This window comes from Micromonospora sp. NPDC049679 (assembly GCF_040659735.1).
Lineage (GTDB): Bacteria > Actinomycetota > Actinomycetes > Mycobacteriales > Micromonosporaceae > Micromonospora_I.
In genome coordinates this window covers 56,189-72,873 of record NZ_JBFANZ010000014.1, presented here as the reverse complement: position 1 = coordinate 72,873, position 16,685 = coordinate 56,189, and the positions used below count along the sequence as shown (strand labels likewise).

Below are 16,685 nucleotides of genomic sequence, written 5' to 3'. Positions count from 1 at the left end.
GATCTTGCAGTTGTGGTGCGCGGCAGGTCGGGACAGACCGGCCGTGCGCGGCACCACAACTGCAGGATCGCGCTAAATGCAGGGAGCGGTCAGCCGCGGCCGAGCTTCTGGGTGGGCTTGATCTTCACGATCACGCGCACCTCGCCGGGCTGCGCGTACGGGTAGGTCTCCTGACCCAGGTACTTCTTCGCCATCTTGTTGATGTGCTGGTCGGCGCCCTCCTCGGTCATCTCGACCGTCCCCTTGATCCAGAGGGTCCGCATGTCGTCGGCCTTGTCGGCGACCGAGAGCGCCACCACGGGGTTGCGCGCCATGTTGTTGTACTTCTTCCGGCCCCGGACCGTGTTGAACACGATGTTCTCGCCATCGGTGTCCACCCACACGGGCGTGACGTGCGGCGTGCCGTCCGGCTCGATGGTCGCGATGTGTGCGAGCTGCGCTTCCTGGAGCAGGGCCAGGTCCACTTCGGTGAGGATCGCCATGGTCAAAACCTACCGGTGATCCGCTGCCGGATGTTCCCGGATTGCCGGGCTCCACCATCCGGGCGACGCCGTCGCGGGCGGCGGATCATCGGCCGTTGCTGATGCCTGCCCGCCGCCCACCCGACGTCGATGACGTCCGGTCGTTCAGCCGGCGAAATGCCGGACGTCGAGACCACCCTCGGCGTAGCTGGCCCGCAGCCGCTTCTTGTCGAACTTGCCGACCGACGTCTTCGGCACCGCCTCGATGAACGCCCACCGCTCGGGGAGCTGCCACTTCGCGACCCGTTCCCCGAGGAAGTCCCGCAGCTCGTCGGCGGTGACCGTGGCCCCTTCCCGGACCACCACGGTCGCCAGTGGCCGCTCATCCCACCGTTCATCGGGTACGCCGACCACGCACGCCTCCAGCACCGCCGGATGCGCCATCAGCTCGTTTTCCAGCTCGACGGAGGAGATCCACTCGCCGCCGGACTTGATGACGTCCTTGGCCCGGTCGGTGAGGGTCAGGTAGCCATTGGCCGAGAGGGTGCCGACGTCGCCCGTACGCAGCCAACCGTCGCGGAACTTCTCCGGGTCGGGCTCGTCCTCACCGACGTACCGGCCGGTGATCCACGGTCCGCGGACCTCCAACTCGCCGACGGCCTCGCCGTCGGCGGGCATCTCCTCGCCGAGCGGCCCGACGATCCTCGCGCCGACGCCGGCCGGCACCCGCCCCTGCGTGTAGCGGTAGCGCCACGCCTCGTCCCCGGTCGCCCCGGCCGGCGGCCGGGAGACCGACCCGAGCGGCGACATCTCGGTCATCCCCCAGGCGTGGATGACCTGGATGTTGTGCCGTTCGGCGAAGGCGTGCATCAGCGCGGGCGGACACGCCGCGCCGCCGACGATCGCCTCCTTGACGGACGAGGTGTCGGTGGGGTTGGCGTCGAGGTAGGCGAGGAGATCGTTCCAGATCGTCGGCACCGCGGCGGCCAGCGTGGGCCGCTCCGTCGCCATCATCGCCGCGATGGGCGCGGCCTGGAGAAAGCGGTCCGGCATGATCAGCGACGCGCCGGAGATGAACGCCGCGTACGGCAGCCCCCACGACATCGCGTGGAACATCGGCACGATCGCCAGCTCGCGATCGGCCGGGCCGAGCCCGAAGCCCTCCGGCATGCACACCTGCAACGAGTGCAGCCAGATCGACCGGTGCGAGTAGGCCACGCCCTTGGGGTTGCCGGTGGTCCCGGAGGTGTAGCAGAGCGCCGCGGCGTCACGCTCGTCGACCTCGGGCCAGTCGAACCGCTCCGGCTTGTCGGAGAGCAGCTCGGCCCAACTGTGTACGGCGATCCGCCCGCCGCCGGCGGCCAGCAGCGGGGCCGGGTCGCCGCCGCCCACCACGACCACGTGTTCCACCGTCGTCATCTCGGGCAGCACCTTGGCCAGCAGCGGGATGAGCGTGGCGTCGACCAGCACCACGCGGTCCTCGGCGTGGTTGGCGATGTAGGCGATCTGGTCGGGGAAGAGCCGGATGTTGAGCGTGTGCAGGACGGCGCCCATGCTCGGCACCGCGAAGTAGGCGACCAGATGCTCGACGTTGTTCCACATGAAGGTGGCGACCCGCTGGTCGCCGGTGACTCCGAGATCGTCGCGGAGCGCGTGCGCGAGCTGCGCCGCGGCGACGCCGACCTCGGCGTACGTCATCCGGCGCGGTTCCGCGCCGGTCCAGGTGACCACCTCGGCGTCGGCGTGCACCGTGCTGCCGTGCGCAAGGATCCGGGATACCTGCAGGGGGGCGTCCATCATCGTGCTACGCATGGGTAACAAGGTAGTGGGCCAGGTCACACGAGTGAAAGAGCCACGCGGCCGATAGCGCCCCGCAGCCGCGGCTGACCACCGGGGAGTTGTCCGTCGATAGCGCGGCCGTCCCGTTGCGGGCGCTTTAAGGTGATCGGCGTGACGAGCATCGGTTGGGAAGAGTCGTACCTCGGTCAACTGCGGGCGCTGGCCGGTGACCGCACGCTGATGTTCACCGGGGCGCGCGGGGTGCTCCGCGACGACGCCGGCCGGGTGCTCTTGATCGAGCGAAGCGACAACGGCCACTGGGCGATGCCGGCGGGCGCGATGGAGCTCGGCGAGTCGATCTCGGAGTGCGCCGCGCGGGAGGTGCGGGAAGAGACCGGCCTGCGGGCCGGGAAGGTCACCCCGTTCGCGCTCTACACCGGCGCCGATTACACCGTCACCAACATGTACGGCGACACCTACCAGCTCTTCGTGGTCGCCTTCCGGATCGACGACTGGGATGGCGAGCTGACCCGGGTCACCGACGAGACCACGGACGCGCGGTTCTTCGCGCCCGACGCGCTGCCGACACCGGTCTCCCCCACCGTGCTGGAGACCCTCGCCGATCTCGCCACCTTCGAAAGCACCGGGCAGCTGCTCCTCAAATAACCGTTGATCATGGGCATACGCGCCATCCGACCGCCCGGTATGTCGCGCGTATGCCCATGATCAACGCGGTAGGCGGCGTCAGATCATCGTCTGCGCCTTGGCCTCCATGTCGGTGGCCGCCTCGTCGCCGGACTCGTCTTCGAGCGACTTCCCGGACGGGTCGGCGGGGCCGCCGCGCAGCTCACGGTCGGGCAGTGCCACGGTGACGACGATCGCGACGATCGCGACCAGCCCCGTGACCAGGAAGACCGTGTGCAGCGAGTCCACGAAGGCGGCCTGGATCGCGTCGCGGACCGGCGCGGGCAGCGCCAGGATGCGCGACGGCTCGTTGATCGAGATGTTGGCGCCGCCCTCGGCCGCCACCTGCTGGGCCTGCGCGGGCGGAAGCTGCGCGATCGCGGCGGGCATCCGCTCCGCGAGCGTGGAGGTGAGCCGCGTCGAGAGCACCGTGCCGAGGATCGCGACGCCGAACGAGCCGCCCAGCGACCGGAAGAACGTCGCCGCCGAGGTGCCCGCGCCGAGATCCTTCACCGACACGGCGTTCTGCACGGCGAGGATCAGCGACTGCATGCACAGGCCGAGGCCGACACCGATCACCACCATGTAGATGAACGCGATCCAGAGCGAGGTGTCCACCTGTAGTTGGGTGAAGAGCAGCATGCCGACGAAGAGCACCACCGAGCCGGCGACCGGGAACCACTTGTAGCGCCCCATCTTGCTCATCGCCCGACCGGAGAGGATCGAGGTGACGATGATGCCGGCCATCATGGGCAGCATCAGCATGCCGCTGCGGGTGGGCGAGGCGCCCTTGACGATCTGCAGGTAGAGCGGGATGAAGATGATCGACCCGAACATGACCAGACCGAGCACGAAGCCGGCGAGGTTGGCCAACGCGAACGTCGGGCTGCGGAAGAGACCGAGCGGCAGGATCGGCTCGGCGACCCGCCCCTCCTGCAGCAGGAAGAGGACGCTGAGCACCGCGCCGGCGACGAAGAGCCCGATGATCGTCGGCGAACCCCAGGCGTACTCGTTGCCGCCCCAGCTCAGCGCGAGCAGCAGGCAGCTCACCCCGGCCACCAGCAGCCCGGCGCCGATCCAGTCGATCGCGTGCTCCCGGCGCTGGAACGGGATCAGCCGCATGACCCGGTAGCAGACCACGATGGCGAGGATCGCGAGCGGCACGTTGATGTAGAAGATCCAGCGCCAGTTGTGCTCGGCGAAGTAGCCGCCGACGAGCGGGCCGGCCACCGATGACAGGCCGAAGACCGCCCCGAAAAGGCCCTGGTAGCGGCCGCGCTCGCGGGGCGAGACGACGTCCGAGATGATCGTGAAGGCCAGCGTCATCAGACCGCCGGCGCCGATCCCCTGGATGCCGCGCGTGATGATCAACTGGAGCATGTCCTGCGACATGCCGGCCAACAGTGAGCCGATCAGGAACGTGACGATCGAGAAGAGGAACACCGGACGGCGTCCGTACAGGTCGGCCATTTTGCCGTACAGCGGCGTCGACGCGGTCGACGCGAGCAGGTACGCGGTCACCACCCACGAGTAGTGGTTGATGCCGCCCAGCTCGCCGACGATCGTCGGCAACGCGGTGCCCACGATGGTCTGGTCGAGCGCGGCCAACAGCATGCCGGTCATCAGCCCGACCATCAGCACCAGAATCTGCCGATGGCTGAGCTTCGGTTGGACGTCCGCCACGGTTGTCGTCATTTCGCCTCTTCCTCTTCTGCCCCTGGGCGACTGCCCGCGGGAACCGATCCCCCGTAAGGAACGGCGATCGAGTTGTTGAGCCGGGCGAAGAGCCGGGTGAACTCCCGGCGCTCCTCCGGTGTCCAGTCAGCCAGCAGCTCCCGCAGGGCGCCGACCCAGGTCTGGCGGTGACGCGCGAATGCCTCACGTCCAGTCTCGGTCGCCGCGATGACGCATGCCCGCCGATCCGCCGGATCGGGGGTCCGCGAGACCAGTCCCGCCGTCTCCAGGGCTGCGACCTGCCGGCTCACCGTCGACAGATCGAGTGCGAGGCCCTCGGCGAGCACGGTGAGCCGGGCCGCCCCGGCCCGGACGAGGCGGGCCAGCAGCGTGTACGCGGCGCGCTCCAGCGCCGGGTCGAACGGCAACCGTTGATAGAGCCGGTGGCTGTGCCGGTAGAACTCGCCGATGAGCTGTCCGATGACGACGTACTCGTCGTCTGATCCGGACTGCCGATCCATGCGCACCTCATCGGAAAGAACTTGTTTGATACAAGCAGTTTGTCACCGACAGTCACTCGTGACACTCGAAATACGGTGTGATCCGGAGCATGCGAAATCGCGTCCACACCGCCCGACTCCCCCGACGATCAAGGGCGTATTCACACAGATTGATCTCCAATCATGTGAATACGCCCTTGATCGACGCGGTACTCCTTGATCGGCCAGGCGGCACGCGTCAGTGCCGGCCCTCCGCGAACTCTTCCACGATCGTGGCGCAGAAGGCGGGCAGATCCTGCGGGTTCCGGCTGGTGACCAGACCGTTGTCGACGTGGCACGTCTCGTCCACCCAGGTCGCACCCGCGTTGGTCAGGTCCGTACGCAGACTGGGCCAGGAGGTCACGGTCCGCCCCTCGACCACACCCGCCTCGATCAGGGTCCACGGGCCGTGGCAGATCGCGCCCACCGGCTTACCGGCGTCGAAGAACGCCCGGACGAAGCGCACCGCGTCGGCGTCCGCCCGCAGGAAATCGGGGTTGGCCACGCCGCCGGGAAGCACCAGCGCGGCGTAGTCGGCCGGGTCGGCGTCGGCGACCGCCTTGTCCACCTCGTACGTGTTCGACTTGTCCAGGTGCTGGAACGCCTGGATCGAGCCGGGCTTCAGCGAGATCAGCTCCGCCTGCCCACCGGCCTTTTCCACCGCTTCGCGCGGCTTCGTGTACTCGACCTCTTCCACCCCGTCCGTGGCCAGAAAAGCGATCCGCTTGCCGTCAAGTGCTGCCATCTTCACCATCTCCTCACTGACGCCGCGACGACGCGGCGCCGGACATACCTACCGGTTCTCATCCCCGGCCCGCTGCGGCGGCAAACCGCGCGGCGTTTGAGGTGACCGCACGCGGGCACCCGCCGGGCATGGCGCAGTGGTCAATCGGGCCGCGGCAACTCGCCGCGATGGTGGACGACTGGTCGGGGCGGCACGTCCTCGTCGTCGGGGACGCGATGCTCGACGAGTGGCGCTTCGCCACCTCGGAACGGCTCTGCCGGGAGGCGCCGGCCCCCGTACTCACGCTTCTGCGGCGGCAGGCGGCCGGCGGGGGCGCGGCGAACACGGCCGTGAACGTGGCCGCGCTCGGCGGCCACGCCGTGCTGGTTGCCCCGGTCGGCGCGGACCCGGCGGGCGACCAGTTGCACGACTGCCTGGAACGGGCGGAAGTGGTAAACCGGACGGTGACGCAGCCGGGGCGGGCGACGCCGGTGAAACGGCGGCTGCTCGCCGCCGACCAGATCCTGGTGCGCGAGGACTCCGGCGGCGACGCGGGGCCACTGCCGGACGAGACGGTACGGCGACTGCTCGGCGCGCTGATGGGCGCAACCGAGGAGCTTGCGCCCCGGCCGGCGTTGGTGGTCTGCGACTACGGGCTGGGCGCCCTCCCCGAGCCGGTCCGCCGGTGGCTCGTCGAGCATCGCGACCTCTTCGGCACGGTGACCCTCGACGGCCACGACCTGCGCCGCTGGGGTGGGCTGGCGCCGACCGCCGTCACCCCCAGTTTCGGCGAGGCCGCGCTGCTACTCGACCGCCCATGGCCGGCCGGGGACCGGGTGCGGAGCGCGGAGTCCTCGCTGGAGGAGCTACGCGAACGCAGTGGGGCGACGGTCGTGGCGGTGACCCTCGACGTGGACGGCGCCGTGGTCGGCGACGGCGGGGGAAGGCCGCATCGCAGCCACGCGGTGCCCGCGCCGGCCAGTCACGCGGTCGGGGCCGGCGACGCGTACGTGGCGGCGCTCACCCTGGCACTCACCACGGCGGCGCCGCTGCCGGTCACCGCCGAGGTCGCGCAGCTCGCCGCCGCCGCGACCCTCGCCGACACCGGGACCTGCGTCTGCGACCGGAACGCGCTGCTGACGGCCGCCGACCCGGCGGTCACCGACGCCGTCGGCCTGGCCCAGCGGGTACGCCGGCAGCGCGAGCGGGGAGCCCGGATCGTCTTCACCAACGGCTGCTTCGACGTGCTGCACCGGGGACACGTCCGCTATCTGGAGGAGGCAGCGGCGCTCGGCGACGTGCTGGTGGTCGCGGTCAACTCGGACGGGAGCGTCCGCCGGCTCAAGGGCCCGGACCGCCCGGTGAACCCGGTCGAGGACCGGGTCGCGGTGCTCGCCGCGCTCTCCTGCGTCGACCAAGTGGTGGTCTTCGAGGACGACTCGCCGGCCAGCCTCATCACCGCGATCCGTCCCGACGTCTACGTCAAGGGCGGCGACTACCCGCCGGAGCTGGTACCGGAAGCGCCGCTGGTGCGGCGACTCGGCGGGGAGGTGCGCAGCGTCGGATACGTTCCCGACCGCTCCACCTCGGCGATCATCGACCGCATCCGCGCCGACGGCGCCGGACGCGACCCGGCGCACCACGCGAGGGGGCCGACGTGACGCGGCCGTTGGAGACGGGGGAACCGGTGGCGTTCCGGGCACCCCGGTTGCTCGACGTGCTCATCCCGACCCGCAACCGGCCGACCGAGCTCGCCACGACCCTGTCCGGGCTGGCCGCGCAGCGCGGACCCGCCGGTTTCGGCGTCGTGGTCAGCGACCAGTCCGACGACGGCCCCGCCTGGGCGGATCCGGCCGCCGCGACGCTGGCCCGGGTGCTGCGGCACACCGGGCATCCGGTGCTGCTCACCCGGCATCTGCCGCGTCGGGGGCTGGCCGAACACCGGGCCGCTCTGCTCGACCGTTCCAGCGCCCGCTTCGTGCTCCTCCTCGACGATGACGTCTGGCTCGAACCGGGGACCGTCGAGCGGTTGCTCACCGCCATCCGGGAGCTGCGCTGCGGATTCGTCGGCAATGCCGTACACGGCTTGTCCTATCTGGATGATGAGCGCCCGGACCAGCACGGCGGGTACGAGGAGTGGGCGGGGCGGCCGGCGCCCGAGGACGTCCGCCCCGGCACGCCGGAGTGGGAGCGGGCCCGCATCCACCCCGCGGCGAACCTGCTGCACGTGACCCGCAAGTTGGGGCTGGCGCCGGGCGAGTGGCGGGCGTACAAGGTGTCCTGGATCGGCGGCTGCGTGCTGTTCGACCGGGCGAAGCTGGTCGCCACGGGCGGATTCGACTTCTGGTCCCGGGTGCCCGCCAACCATCAGGGCGAGGACACGACGGCGCAGCTCGCCGTCATGCGTCGGTACGGCGGCGCCGGCATCGTGCCCAGCGGCGCCTACCACCTGGAGACGCCGACCACGGTGACCGACCGCGGCATCGAGTGCTGGCAGGTGGTGCTCGCCGCCGAGCCGGCGACGGAAGGAGCGACACCATGACCACGACGTTCGCCCCCCGCACCACCGTGTGGCAGATGGAGCAGGCGGTGCTGCGTACCCTCGCCGAACGGCTGCCCTCCGGCGAGGCCGCGCTGCTCGCGGGCGCCCTGCCCCCGGCGCTGGCCCCGAACGCGCAGGCCGACGGCCCCACACCGCAACGCTTCGACGCGGCCGAGTTGCTGCGGCGGGTGCGGGCCCGGGCCGGCCTGCGCGGCGCCGCCGACGACGAGGTACGCGACGGTGTCGCCGCGACGCTCGAACGGTTGCTCGTGCTCTGCCCGGCGGCGGTGCTCTACAAGGTGCAGGTGCCGCTACCGGACGACATCCGCGGGCTCTTTCCCGAGCCGGTACGGCTGCGCGCCGCCGGAACGCGTTAGGTCTTCGACCGCTTCCAGCACCTCGGCGACGGGCACATCGGCGACGAAGGAGTCGCGGTGCGCGCAGCCGTCGCCGGCGCGGCAGGCGTAGAGGTCACGGGTGCAGTCCTCGCCGCAGACGGGACAGTGGATGGTCCACGAGGTGAGCGCCCGGTGCCGGCCCCGCAGCGGCGTCGCCACCGTGATCATGTTGCCGATCCAGAAGATGCCCACGGTCGGCGTGCCCACGGCGGCGGCGAGGTGCAACGGGCCGGTGTCGTTGGCGACCACCACGGCGCAGTCGGCGTAGAGGCCGGCGAGCCCGCCGAGCGACAGCGCGTCGACGAGCGGCCGGACGGGGGTGTGTGCCGCCGCACACACCTGCTCGACCAGGGCACGCTCCTCCCCCGTACCGGTGAGGACCACCTCGAAGCCCATCGCGGCGAGCGCGTCGGCGACCGCGGCGAAGCGGTGCGTCGGCCAGCGCCGCCGGGAATCCGTCACCCCCGGGTGCAGCGCCACGCGGGGACGGACCGGGAGACCCGCCACCGCACGGGCCTCCGCCCGGTCTCCGTCGGTCGCCGGGAGCGTCGGCGTCAACGTCACCGGAACCGCGCCGACCAGCGCCACTGCCTCCAGGTAACGGATCACCTCGGGCTGGTAGAAGACGTACCGGATCCACCGGTCGAGCGGCGGCGCGTCGGTGGCGCGCAGGCCCGCGGTGAGCCGCGCGCCGAGCGCCGACACCAGCGGGTTGCTGTGGCGGCCGCCGCCGTGCAGTTGCAGCGCGAGGTCGAAGCCCTCCCCGCGGGCCGCGGACACGAACCCGTCCATCGTCGCCGGCGGCTCGGCGTCCACTGCCGCACGGACGCCTTCCGCGGGGGGCACGACCAGCACCCGGTCCACGGGGGACGGACGACCGGTGAGCCATCGGGCATGCCAGGGCGCGCCGAGGAGAACCATCTCCGCCGAGGGGTATGCGGCCCGCAGCGCCTCCAGTGCGGGAAGCACGAAGAGGAAATCGCCCAGCGCGTTGGCGCGCAGCACCGCGATCCGGCTGACGTCGGGCACCAGCCCCTGCGGTGGCCCGGTCATCGGGCGGTTGAGCCGCCCTCGTGCCGGCGGAGGTCGGCCTCGCCCGCGTGCGGGTGGTGCATCTCCCGGTCGGCTGCGGGGTCGATCCGGCCGGGCGTCATGGTCGCGTGCGGGGGGTCGTGGTCGTCGACCGTCGTACGGCGGCGGTTCGCCACACCCGCGGCGGACCTCGCGCTGTCGTACGCCGGGCGGCCCACCGTGATGGAGCGGCGGCTCGCCGGCCCCCGCGGCAACGTCACGGTCAACAGGCCGTGATCCATCACGGCGTCCACGCGCTCGGCGTCGACGTCCGCCGGGAGCCGCACCTGATACTCGAAGCCGCGCTGGACCGAGCCGGTTCCGGGCATGCCGTTGTCGGCGTTCACCTCCGCCTCGGAGCGCGCCCGGATGCTGAGCTCCCCGCCGGCGACCTCGACCGCCACCTCCTCCGGCGCCACCCCCGGCAGTCGCGCGGTGACCCGCCAGCCGCCGTCACTGGGCTCCATGTCGACGTCGTGCGGGGCGCGCCGGCCGATGAGCCGACCGAGTTGCGTGCCAAGCCCCTGCAGGTTGCCGAGTACATCGATTGCGCGGTCCATCGCCGACCGCTGTCCCGGATCGCTCATCGGACACCTCCCAGCCGGCGGAGCCCGAGCCGGAACCGCACCAGCATCGGATGCGCCGGGTGCGCCAGAACCTTGAGATGGTTCGCCATGCTCACCCCCGCCAGCGTGTCGCGCTCCTGACGGCCGCGTACCCGGGTCACCTGCCAGCAAACCTGGCGCAGCCCTCGTCCCTGCCGCAGGCTGGGGCGCAGAAGCTCGCGGCGAGGTCCAGCGTCGGCTCCATCCGGAGCACGAGCTCGTGGTCCGCCTTGTTGACGATGACCGGGTCGACGACGATCACCGACCGTCCGGCGGCGAGCAGCGCGCCGATCCGCGCCACGAAGACGTCCAGGTCGGCGCCGGGCCGGGCGGCGAGCGCCTCCAGTTTGACGCGCTCGCGTGTGTCGGGTGAGGAGGACGCGTCCCGGCGGCGCCCGGCTGCCGCGTTCGCCGTGCGTGGCTAGCCGACGATCGTGCGGTGGCGAGCGCTCGCGAGGCGAGCCGGCGACGCCGCGTCGGGCGCATTCGTTCGGCGAGACGTACGTCCCGGCGGCGCGTCCGCGGGAATGATCAGCTGCCGGGGCCGGCGAAATCGATCTTCTGCTTGACCACGGCGTCGATCTCCTCGCAGCTCAGCAGCTCAACCGAGTTGGCGATGCTACCGCCGTCCGCGTTGACGTGAATCGTCAACGCCATCACGGCCTTCACGTCGGGCAGCTCGCACACGAGGTAGAGATCCTCTTCACCGAGGCTGAAATAGAACGACTCCAACTTGCCCCCGAGGCTCCCGACCACCTTCGCGGCAGCGTCCCTCCGGGCAGTCCCGCCCTCCTTGAGGAGCCCTTTGAGCCCGTCCTGCGTGTAACTCGCCTTGATCAGGAACCTGGCCATCCGGTCCACCTCCGAGTCGGGCCGCTTTCGCCGCTCCACGCCCTCCACCGCCGCAACGTGTCACTCACGGTAACCGGGCGGCACGCACGGACGTGGACTAATCGATTGGCGTTACGCCGGAGTCACGAACCAACATCCGCTGGAAGCGCGGCGAGGACGTTGGCGGCGCGGCAAGGATGAGTGGATGCCCGGTGTTGTGACCTTCTCCCGTATCGATCAATCGCCCGGCGTCGCTCCGCCCAGACGCGGAGCGGCCCGGTCCCCGAGGGGAACCGGGCCGCTGCGCGAGCGCGCCTAACGGCGGGTCTTGGGCAGGTCGAACTGGTCGGCGGCGACGCAATCGCGCTGGTTGCCGATCGCATCCGGCCCGAGCCGCTTGAGCACCGCGCGGGCGCGGGCACGCCCGAGGTTCCAGGCGTACCAGGGGTCGGACTCGGCCAGGTCGTCGGCGGTCCAGCTGAGGGTGCATCGGCGTACCGGGTCCGGCAGGTCGGCGAGGGCCGGCGTGGCGTCGGCGGAGAGCGCCCGCAGGTACCAGGCGTCGATCTTGCCGGCCTGCTCGTAGCGGGCGATGTTGCGGCGGGCCGCGTAATCCTCGGGGTTGATCACCGCCAGGCTCAGCAGCATCGCCACCGCGAGCCCCACCGTCAGGCGCGGGATCCAGCCGCCCCGCCAGCGAATTCCGGCGACCATGATCATCAGGAAGACGGTACCGAGCAGCAGCTCGAACGCCATCACGAAGATCCGCTCCCCGGTGAAGCTGTACACCTTCTGGTACGTGTACATCCGGGACAGCGCCGACACCACGATGACGATGCCGAGTGCGCTGAGCAGGCCGAGCAGGATACGCAGCAGCACCCGTTCGACCGGCCGGTCACGCCGAGCCCAGCGGGTCACCCCGGCCAGCACTGCCACCGTCAGCATGGTGACCATGACGAGTTGCCAGAAGCCGCTGCGGGCGTACTCCGCATAGCTCAGGCCGGCGTTCCGCAGCACGTGCCGCTGCCCGCCGAAGAGCACGGTGAACTGCACGGCGACGAAGCCCCCGAAGAGTGCCGTCAGGGCGGTGATGGGCAGTGCCCATTCAACGAGACCCAAACTGCGGGTGGCCGGCTTGTCCACTGCGGACAGGTCGGGCGGAGCGGTGATCGTGTAGATGGCCGCGACGGCGATCAGGCCACCCACGGCCAGCAGGAAGAGCCACTGGAACGTGGTGCTGATGCTGATCTCCGGGACGAGCGCGCCGAGCATCAGCGAGAAGGCGGCGTCGGCCGATGAGAGCAACGCGCCGAAGACGACCAGCACAACCACGGTGGCGGCCACTGAGCCCACGACGCGGCGTACCAGGCCGGGGTTGACTGGCGCCTGGCTGTGTTTGCGGACCCACGGCAGCCCCCGAAACGCCGCCATCGGCACGGCCACCAGGCTGAACAGAATTGAGCGTACGAGCCGGCCGCCCACGATCGCCAACGCCGTACAGCACAACGCCCCGAGGACGCAGAACGTCACCAGCCACCAGGCGTTGCGGAAGGCCAGCACCGCGAGCAGCGCGAGCGCGGCCACCGCCCACCCGACCCGGACCCACCGCTCGGCACGAGGAAGCTCAGCGGCGCTGCGTCGCACGGCGGCGACGACACCGACGGTCATGATCAGCCAGCCGAGGAACCAGCCGATGCCGGTCCGGCCCAGCGGCACGAAGAACGCCAGCCCCAGCGCCCCGGCGAGGATCGCCGCCGGAGTGGTCCAGTTCCGTACGGCCGCCGGCCCGGGCCAGGCGCGCTCGAAGAACGACGGTGGCCTGGGCACCGGTCGGAAGGGGTACGGCGGGCCCGGCGGCGGAAAGCCGGGGATACCACTCTGGTGCGGCATCGGTCGTGGCCCGGGAAGCGTCAATGATCCCGCCGGCGGCACCGGCCCGGCCTGGACCCCTCCCCGCGGCGTCGACGAGGATGGAACCTCGGCGGCGGCAGGCGCTGTCACCGGGGCCGGGTCTGACGCGGGTGACTTGTCCGCCTCGGCCGTTGAGCCGGCCGCCTGCGGCGCTGGCGCTTCGGTCGCCGCGGTCACCGCGGACGCGGTCGGCTTCGCCGCTGCCGTCACGGTGGCGGTGGCGGTGGCGGTGGCGGGTTCCGCCGGCGGTGTCGTCCCGGATCCGGCCGGAGCTGCTGCCGTCGCATCGGACCGGACCGCCAACGTCGGCCGCGGATCGGTCGGTCGGCCCGGCGTGGAGTCGGCGGCCGGCTGCGCCGGCACCATCGGCAGGAAGATCGCATAGCCCTGGGTTCCACTGGGGACGGTCACCGGGATCGCCCAGGCGGGCTGGCCCTCCGTGCCGGGCCATACGATCGACGGAAGCCCGTCGGTGGATGGCATGACCAGCAGGTGGGGCGTCGCCGTAGCGGGGACCTCGTCGCCCGTCGCCTCGGAGGCTGAGGAGCGGGCGGTTGGTGGCAGCTCAGACACCGCAACCTCCTAGATCGAATCGATGGGGCCACTCTAGGGGCAAACGCAAGCCCCGGTGGCCCACCGATCGGCAATGATCCACTGCCCCTGCGGTAAACCCGGCCATCCGGACACGGTGGATCTGCCGTCACCTGATGTCTGAGGAGTGGCCGGGTCTGACCGGGGACCGGACGCTTAGCGTCGGCTGCCCGGCTTGCGCTTGGCGCGGCTCGTGAACCTGCGTACGGACTGCACCCTCGGCGAGTTCCGCCCTTGCCGCAGGTGCCCGGATAGCGCGGTTAGCTGGCTCGAATGTTGTCCCGGTACCAGCGGCGCCCGTGCCAGCGCTGATAGTTCCAGGCCGTCGTCGCCATCGGGCCCCGGCGGTGCAGCCAGAAACCGCGCGGCGGAACGAGCGCCGGCTGCTTGCGTCCCAGGGTGACGTCGGCGGACACGACCCCCTCGCCGTCACGCCAACTCCGCTCCGCGAGCACCGTGCCATCGGCGTCGGTGATGAGCGTCGCGCCTTCGAAATGGCCTCGGTAGCGCATTGGCATCCACGGCATCGCGCATTCCAGGGCGCCGGCATGCGCGGCGTGCACCACCGGCGCGCCGACGTGGCGCGCGAAGGTTGCCGCCGCCGCCCGCGCCGTGGTCTCGTTATCGCTCTCCCACCGGCGGAACAGCGAACGCGGCGCCCATTGTGGGACAGACCACCAGCCCGACCCCGCCATCACCACGTCGACCCGCTCGCGCAGGCGATGCGCGGTCTGCGTCCGCATGAGCTCCCAGCACATCGCCGCGCCGACCGTGTGCGTACCGGCGTTGAGCACGCCGTCGTCGTCTCCCCCGACGTAGAACGCGTTCTCCCACATCGTCGGCAGGTCCTTGTCGTGGGCACCGATGACGCCGTCCGGGCCCGCGAGCAGATACTTGTTGCGGACGTGCCCGTCCGTATCCGCGCACATGAACGAGCCCCCGACCAATGCCCCGTACTTCGCGGCCAGAGAGGTCAGCAGCGCCGTCGCCGCGCCGTCGATCGGCAACGCGGTGTTGGCGAGACGCTCGTCGAAGCCGATGCCGGTGGGGAAGAATTCGGGCAGCGCGATGATCTTCGCGCCCGCTTCGCCCGCACGTGTCGCGAGGCGCTCACACGCGGCCAGGTTCGCGTCCACATCGGCGAGAACCGCTTCGAGCTGCACGGCGGCAACCTTGATCATGGTGCACATACTTGACAATTTCACGGCTTTTGTAAAGCAGTGTGTGCCGCTCTGCCCCATCCCCCGCCTGGATGCCAAGACTTGGCAGCCGGTCGGGGTCGAGGGGTGGCCGGAGGCAATCGGCTTGCCGACGCGCAGTATCCGAGGGAACGCGAGAGGACCATGGGAAGGACCGCCAGTCCTCACCGTCGCCGTGGGGCAGTAACCAACACCCCTGGCTGCTCCCCTCGGTCGCGGCATGACCACCGTCGGGGCGATGCGGACGACTGGAAGTCGCTGCTCGCGGCGGCCGGGGTGCGCAACGCCCGGGTGCACGACGGCCGGCACACCGCGGCGACGCACCTGCTCGCTCAGGGCGTGCGACTGGAGGTTGTCCAGGAGATCCTCGGGCACAGCGATATCCGGGTGACTCGCGGCTATTCGCACGTGGCGTCGGAGATGGCGCGGGCGGCTACGGACGGTATGGGCGCGGCGCTGTTCAAGAAGCGCACGGAGGCGTAGCTGGGGCGTAGTACGCCCTCCCGTACACCCTTGATCTTGGTGGGGATGCGAAGAGGCCCGGCGACCTTGGGAGTTTTCCCAGGTCGCCGGGCCTTTTTCTTGCCGAGCCGCCTGACGGAATCGAACCGTCGACCTACGCATTACGAGATCAAGATGCCCGTCCCGCCGGCCTGGGCATCTGGCGGTCTAGCAGCGGAAACAACTCTCGACATCTCACACCACTCCCCCGCCATCCGCCGACCTCTTGCGGACCAGATGCGGACTGCGCGTCCCTGACACGTCCGTGATCGAATAGCCGGCCATGGGGTGGGATGAGTGCCTGGCGGAGTTGCTGGTCCAGCTCGGGGATCGTGGCCTGGTCGCCATGGTCAAGATGGACGGCGAACGCCAACGGGGCCGCTGGACGGTGCTGGTGTCAGGCAGCCCGCTGGGCGGGGACTTCGTGCGATGGGACGGCGACGACTTGAACGCCGGGCTGTCGCGGGTGATAGCCCAGCTTCAGGAGCGGGTTCCGGGACTGCTCGACTGAGCTACGGGCCTCGGGTTTACGGAGTCATCCCCTGCCTTTAGAAGCCGCGCCGCAAATGCATCAAAGTAGAGCTGCACTCCTTGACGTGTAGTTGAAATGATTATCAAATTGCCGGCAAGAATCGCGAGCAATGCGGCGATTAGGGGGACCACCCTTGCAGGCTGTGAGAAATAGGACGACACTCCAGCCAACACAATTCCTGATATTAGGACAACCACGCCGCGCAGCGCTTGAAAGAAATGGAAGATCAAGCGCCAGGTGACGACATCAGTCTTGTCAGCGATCAGTGAAGCAAATCTTTTTTCCTTAGCCCGCTTGGCTGCGATCTTGTCTCTGTATCGCTTGTTATAACGTGAGATCAGGCGCTGAGTCGGGCCTGTCAAAGCATTGGCAAGTATTGACAGTGGGATGGCAAGGAAGAGACCGAGCCAGAACGCCATGTCCAATGGATTCGCTCCCAGGCACGTCGCGGTCGAGGACGGAAGTCCCCGCATTGTGCCATCCCGTCTGCCGCCGACCCACACACCGTGGAGCTGGCCAGGGCCAGGGCGACAAGGTGGAGCGCCCTACCGGACGAACGACCTTGGCGCCCTGGCCCTGGTCTGCTCGGCTTGCCTGGGTCGGTGGCTGGCGGGATGGCATCCCACCACCACGAACCGGAACC

The 16,685-nt window shown here is 70.2% G+C and carries 20 protein-coding genes and 1 tRNA gene; 7 read left to right on the top strand and 14 right to left on the bottom strand.

Annotated features, from left to right (window positions below):
- Positions 1-89 precede the first annotated feature (89 nt).
- Positions 90-482, bottom strand: coding sequence for a PPOX class F420-dependent oxidoreductase (locus AB0J06_RS11900; RefSeq protein ID WP_357427432.1), 393 nt, complete (start codon positions 480-482; stop codon positions 90-92).
- A 144-nt stretch (positions 483-626) separates the two neighbouring features.
- Complete coding sequence (locus AB0J06_RS11895; RefSeq protein ID WP_357427430.1) at positions 627-2,273, bottom strand: long-chain fatty acid--CoA ligase; 1,647 nt, start codon at positions 2,271-2,273, stop codon at positions 627-629.
- Between the two features lie 207 nt (positions 2,274-2,480).
- On the opposite strand from AB0J06_RS11895, the gene AB0J06_RS11890 reads away from it, so the two are divergent.
- Complete coding sequence (locus AB0J06_RS11890) at positions 2,481-2,906, top strand: NUDIX domain-containing protein (RefSeq protein ID WP_357427532.1); 426 nt, start codon at positions 2,481-2,483, stop codon at positions 2,904-2,906.
- A gap of 78 nt (positions 2,907-2,984) precedes the next feature.
- Here AB0J06_RS11890 and AB0J06_RS11885 read toward each other — a convergent pair whose 3' ends face one another.
- From AB0J06_RS11885 to AB0J06_RS11875, 3 genes are all read right to left on the bottom strand, one after another.
- Complete coding sequence (locus AB0J06_RS11885; RefSeq protein ID WP_357427428.1) at positions 2,985-4,619, bottom strand: MDR family MFS transporter; 1,635 nt, start codon at positions 4,617-4,619, stop codon at positions 2,985-2,987.
- On the bottom strand, positions 4,616-5,119 hold the full coding sequence (locus AB0J06_RS11880; RefSeq protein WP_357427426.1) for a MarR family winged helix-turn-helix transcriptional regulator: 504 nt from the start codon (positions 5,117-5,119) through the stop codon (positions 4,616-4,618). Before AB0J06_RS11880 ends, AB0J06_RS11885 begins: the two co-directional genes overlap by 4 nt.
- 217 nt (positions 5,120-5,336) lie before the next feature.
- The gene (locus AB0J06_RS11875) at positions 5,337-5,882 is read right to left on the bottom strand and encodes a type 1 glutamine amidotransferase domain-containing protein (protein WP_357427424.1); all 546 of its coding nucleotides are present in this window, start codon (positions 5,880-5,882) and stop codon (positions 5,337-5,339) included.
- A 128-nt stretch (positions 5,883-6,010) separates the two neighbouring features.
- On the opposite strand from AB0J06_RS11875, the gene rfaE2 reads away from it, so the two are divergent.
- Genes rfaE2 through AB0J06_RS11860 form a run of 3 tightly spaced genes read left to right on the top strand, consistent with a single transcriptional unit; the run spans position 6,011 to position 8,780 of the window.
- The gene (rfaE2, locus tag AB0J06_RS11870; protein WP_357427422.1) at positions 6,011-7,522 is read left to right on the top strand and encodes a D-glycero-beta-D-manno-heptose 1-phosphate adenylyltransferase; all 1,512 of its coding nucleotides are present in this window, start codon (positions 6,011-6,013) and stop codon (positions 7,520-7,522) included.
- Positions 7,519-8,403 (top strand): glycosyltransferase family A protein, encoded by an 885-nt coding sequence (locus AB0J06_RS11865; RefSeq protein ID WP_357427420.1) that lies wholly within the window; start codon positions 7,519-7,521, stop codon positions 8,401-8,403. The genes rfaE2 and AB0J06_RS11865 overlap by 4 nt, the downstream gene beginning before the upstream one ends.
- Positions 8,400-8,780: a DUF2267 domain-containing protein gene (locus AB0J06_RS11860; protein ID WP_357427418.1), complete on the top strand. Its 381-nt coding sequence runs from the start codon at positions 8,400-8,402 to the stop codon at positions 8,778-8,780. Before AB0J06_RS11865 ends, AB0J06_RS11860 begins: the two co-directional genes overlap by 4 nt.
- Here AB0J06_RS11860 and AB0J06_RS11855 read toward each other — a convergent pair.
- From AB0J06_RS11855 to AB0J06_RS11830, 6 genes are all read right to left on the bottom strand, one after another.
- On the bottom strand, positions 8,715-9,854 hold the full coding sequence (locus tag AB0J06_RS11855; RefSeq protein WP_357427416.1) for a glycosyltransferase family 9 protein: 1,140 nt from the start codon (positions 9,852-9,854) through the stop codon (positions 8,715-8,717). The genes AB0J06_RS11860 and AB0J06_RS11855 overlap by 66 nt on opposite strands.
- Positions 9,851-10,459 (bottom strand): Hsp20/alpha crystallin family protein, encoded by a 609-nt coding sequence (locus tag AB0J06_RS11850; RefSeq protein ID WP_357427414.1) that lies wholly within the window; start codon positions 10,457-10,459, stop codon positions 9,851-9,853. Before AB0J06_RS11850 ends, AB0J06_RS11855 begins: the two co-directional genes overlap by 4 nt.
- Positions 10,456-10,599: a hypothetical protein gene (locus AB0J06_RS11845; protein WP_357427412.1), complete on the bottom strand. Its 144-nt coding sequence runs from the start codon at positions 10,597-10,599 to the stop codon at positions 10,456-10,458. The genes AB0J06_RS11850 and AB0J06_RS11845 overlap by 4 nt, the downstream gene beginning before the upstream one ends.
- Positions 10,596-10,778 (bottom strand): hypothetical protein, encoded by a 183-nt coding sequence (locus AB0J06_RS11840; protein ID WP_357427410.1) that lies wholly within the window; start codon positions 10,776-10,778, stop codon positions 10,596-10,598. Before AB0J06_RS11840 ends, AB0J06_RS11845 begins: the two co-directional genes overlap by 4 nt.
- 230 nt (positions 10,779-11,008) lie before the next feature.
- A complete protein-coding gene (locus AB0J06_RS11835) occupies positions 11,009-11,329 on the bottom strand; it encodes a GYD domain-containing protein (protein ID WP_357427408.1) in 321 nt (106 codons plus the stop codon).
- A 294-nt stretch (positions 11,330-11,623) separates the two neighbouring features.
- The gene (locus AB0J06_RS11830) at positions 11,624-13,135 is read right to left on the bottom strand and encodes a DUF4173 domain-containing protein (RefSeq protein WP_357427406.1); all 1,512 of its coding nucleotides are present in this window, start codon (positions 13,133-13,135) and stop codon (positions 11,624-11,626) included.
- Between the two features lie 199 nt (positions 13,136-13,334).
- Between AB0J06_RS11830 and AB0J06_RS11825 the strand changes: the two genes are divergently transcribed.
- Complete coding sequence (locus AB0J06_RS11825; protein ID WP_357427404.1) at positions 13,335-13,604, top strand: hypothetical protein; 270 nt, start codon at positions 13,335-13,337, stop codon at positions 13,602-13,604.
- 466 nt (positions 13,605-14,070) lie between these two features.
- Here the strand turns inward: AB0J06_RS11825 and AB0J06_RS11820 are convergent, their stop codons facing one another.
- A complete protein-coding gene (locus tag AB0J06_RS11820) occupies positions 14,071-14,973 on the bottom strand; it encodes a carbon-nitrogen hydrolase family protein (RefSeq protein WP_357427402.1) in 903 nt (300 codons plus the stop codon).
- 180 nt (positions 14,974-15,153) lie between these two features.
- Between AB0J06_RS11820 and AB0J06_RS11815 the strand changes: the two genes are divergently transcribed.
- Positions 15,154-15,492, top strand: a complete 339-nt coding sequence (locus tag AB0J06_RS11815; RefSeq protein WP_357427400.1) for a tyrosine-type recombinase/integrase — start codon at positions 15,154-15,156, stop codon at positions 15,490-15,492.
- A gap of 107 nt (positions 15,493-15,599) precedes the next feature.
- On the opposite strand, the gene AB0J06_RS11810 is transcribed toward AB0J06_RS11815, so the two are convergent.
- Positions 15,600-15,676: transfer RNA gene (locus tag AB0J06_RS11810), tRNA-OTHER, on the bottom strand.
- A gap of 117 nt (positions 15,677-15,793) precedes the next feature.
- Between AB0J06_RS11810 and AB0J06_RS11805 the strand changes: the two genes are divergently transcribed.
- A complete protein-coding gene (locus tag AB0J06_RS11805) occupies positions 15,794-16,021 on the top strand; it encodes a hypothetical protein (RefSeq protein WP_357427398.1) in 228 nt (75 codons plus the stop codon).
- Here the strand turns inward: AB0J06_RS11805 and AB0J06_RS11800 are convergent.
- On the bottom strand, positions 15,991-16,461 hold the full coding sequence (locus tag AB0J06_RS11800) for a hypothetical protein (protein ID WP_357427396.1): 471 nt from the start codon (positions 16,459-16,461) through the stop codon (positions 15,991-15,993). The genes AB0J06_RS11805 and AB0J06_RS11800 overlap by 31 nt on opposite strands.
- Positions 16,462-16,685 lie beyond the last annotated feature (224 nt).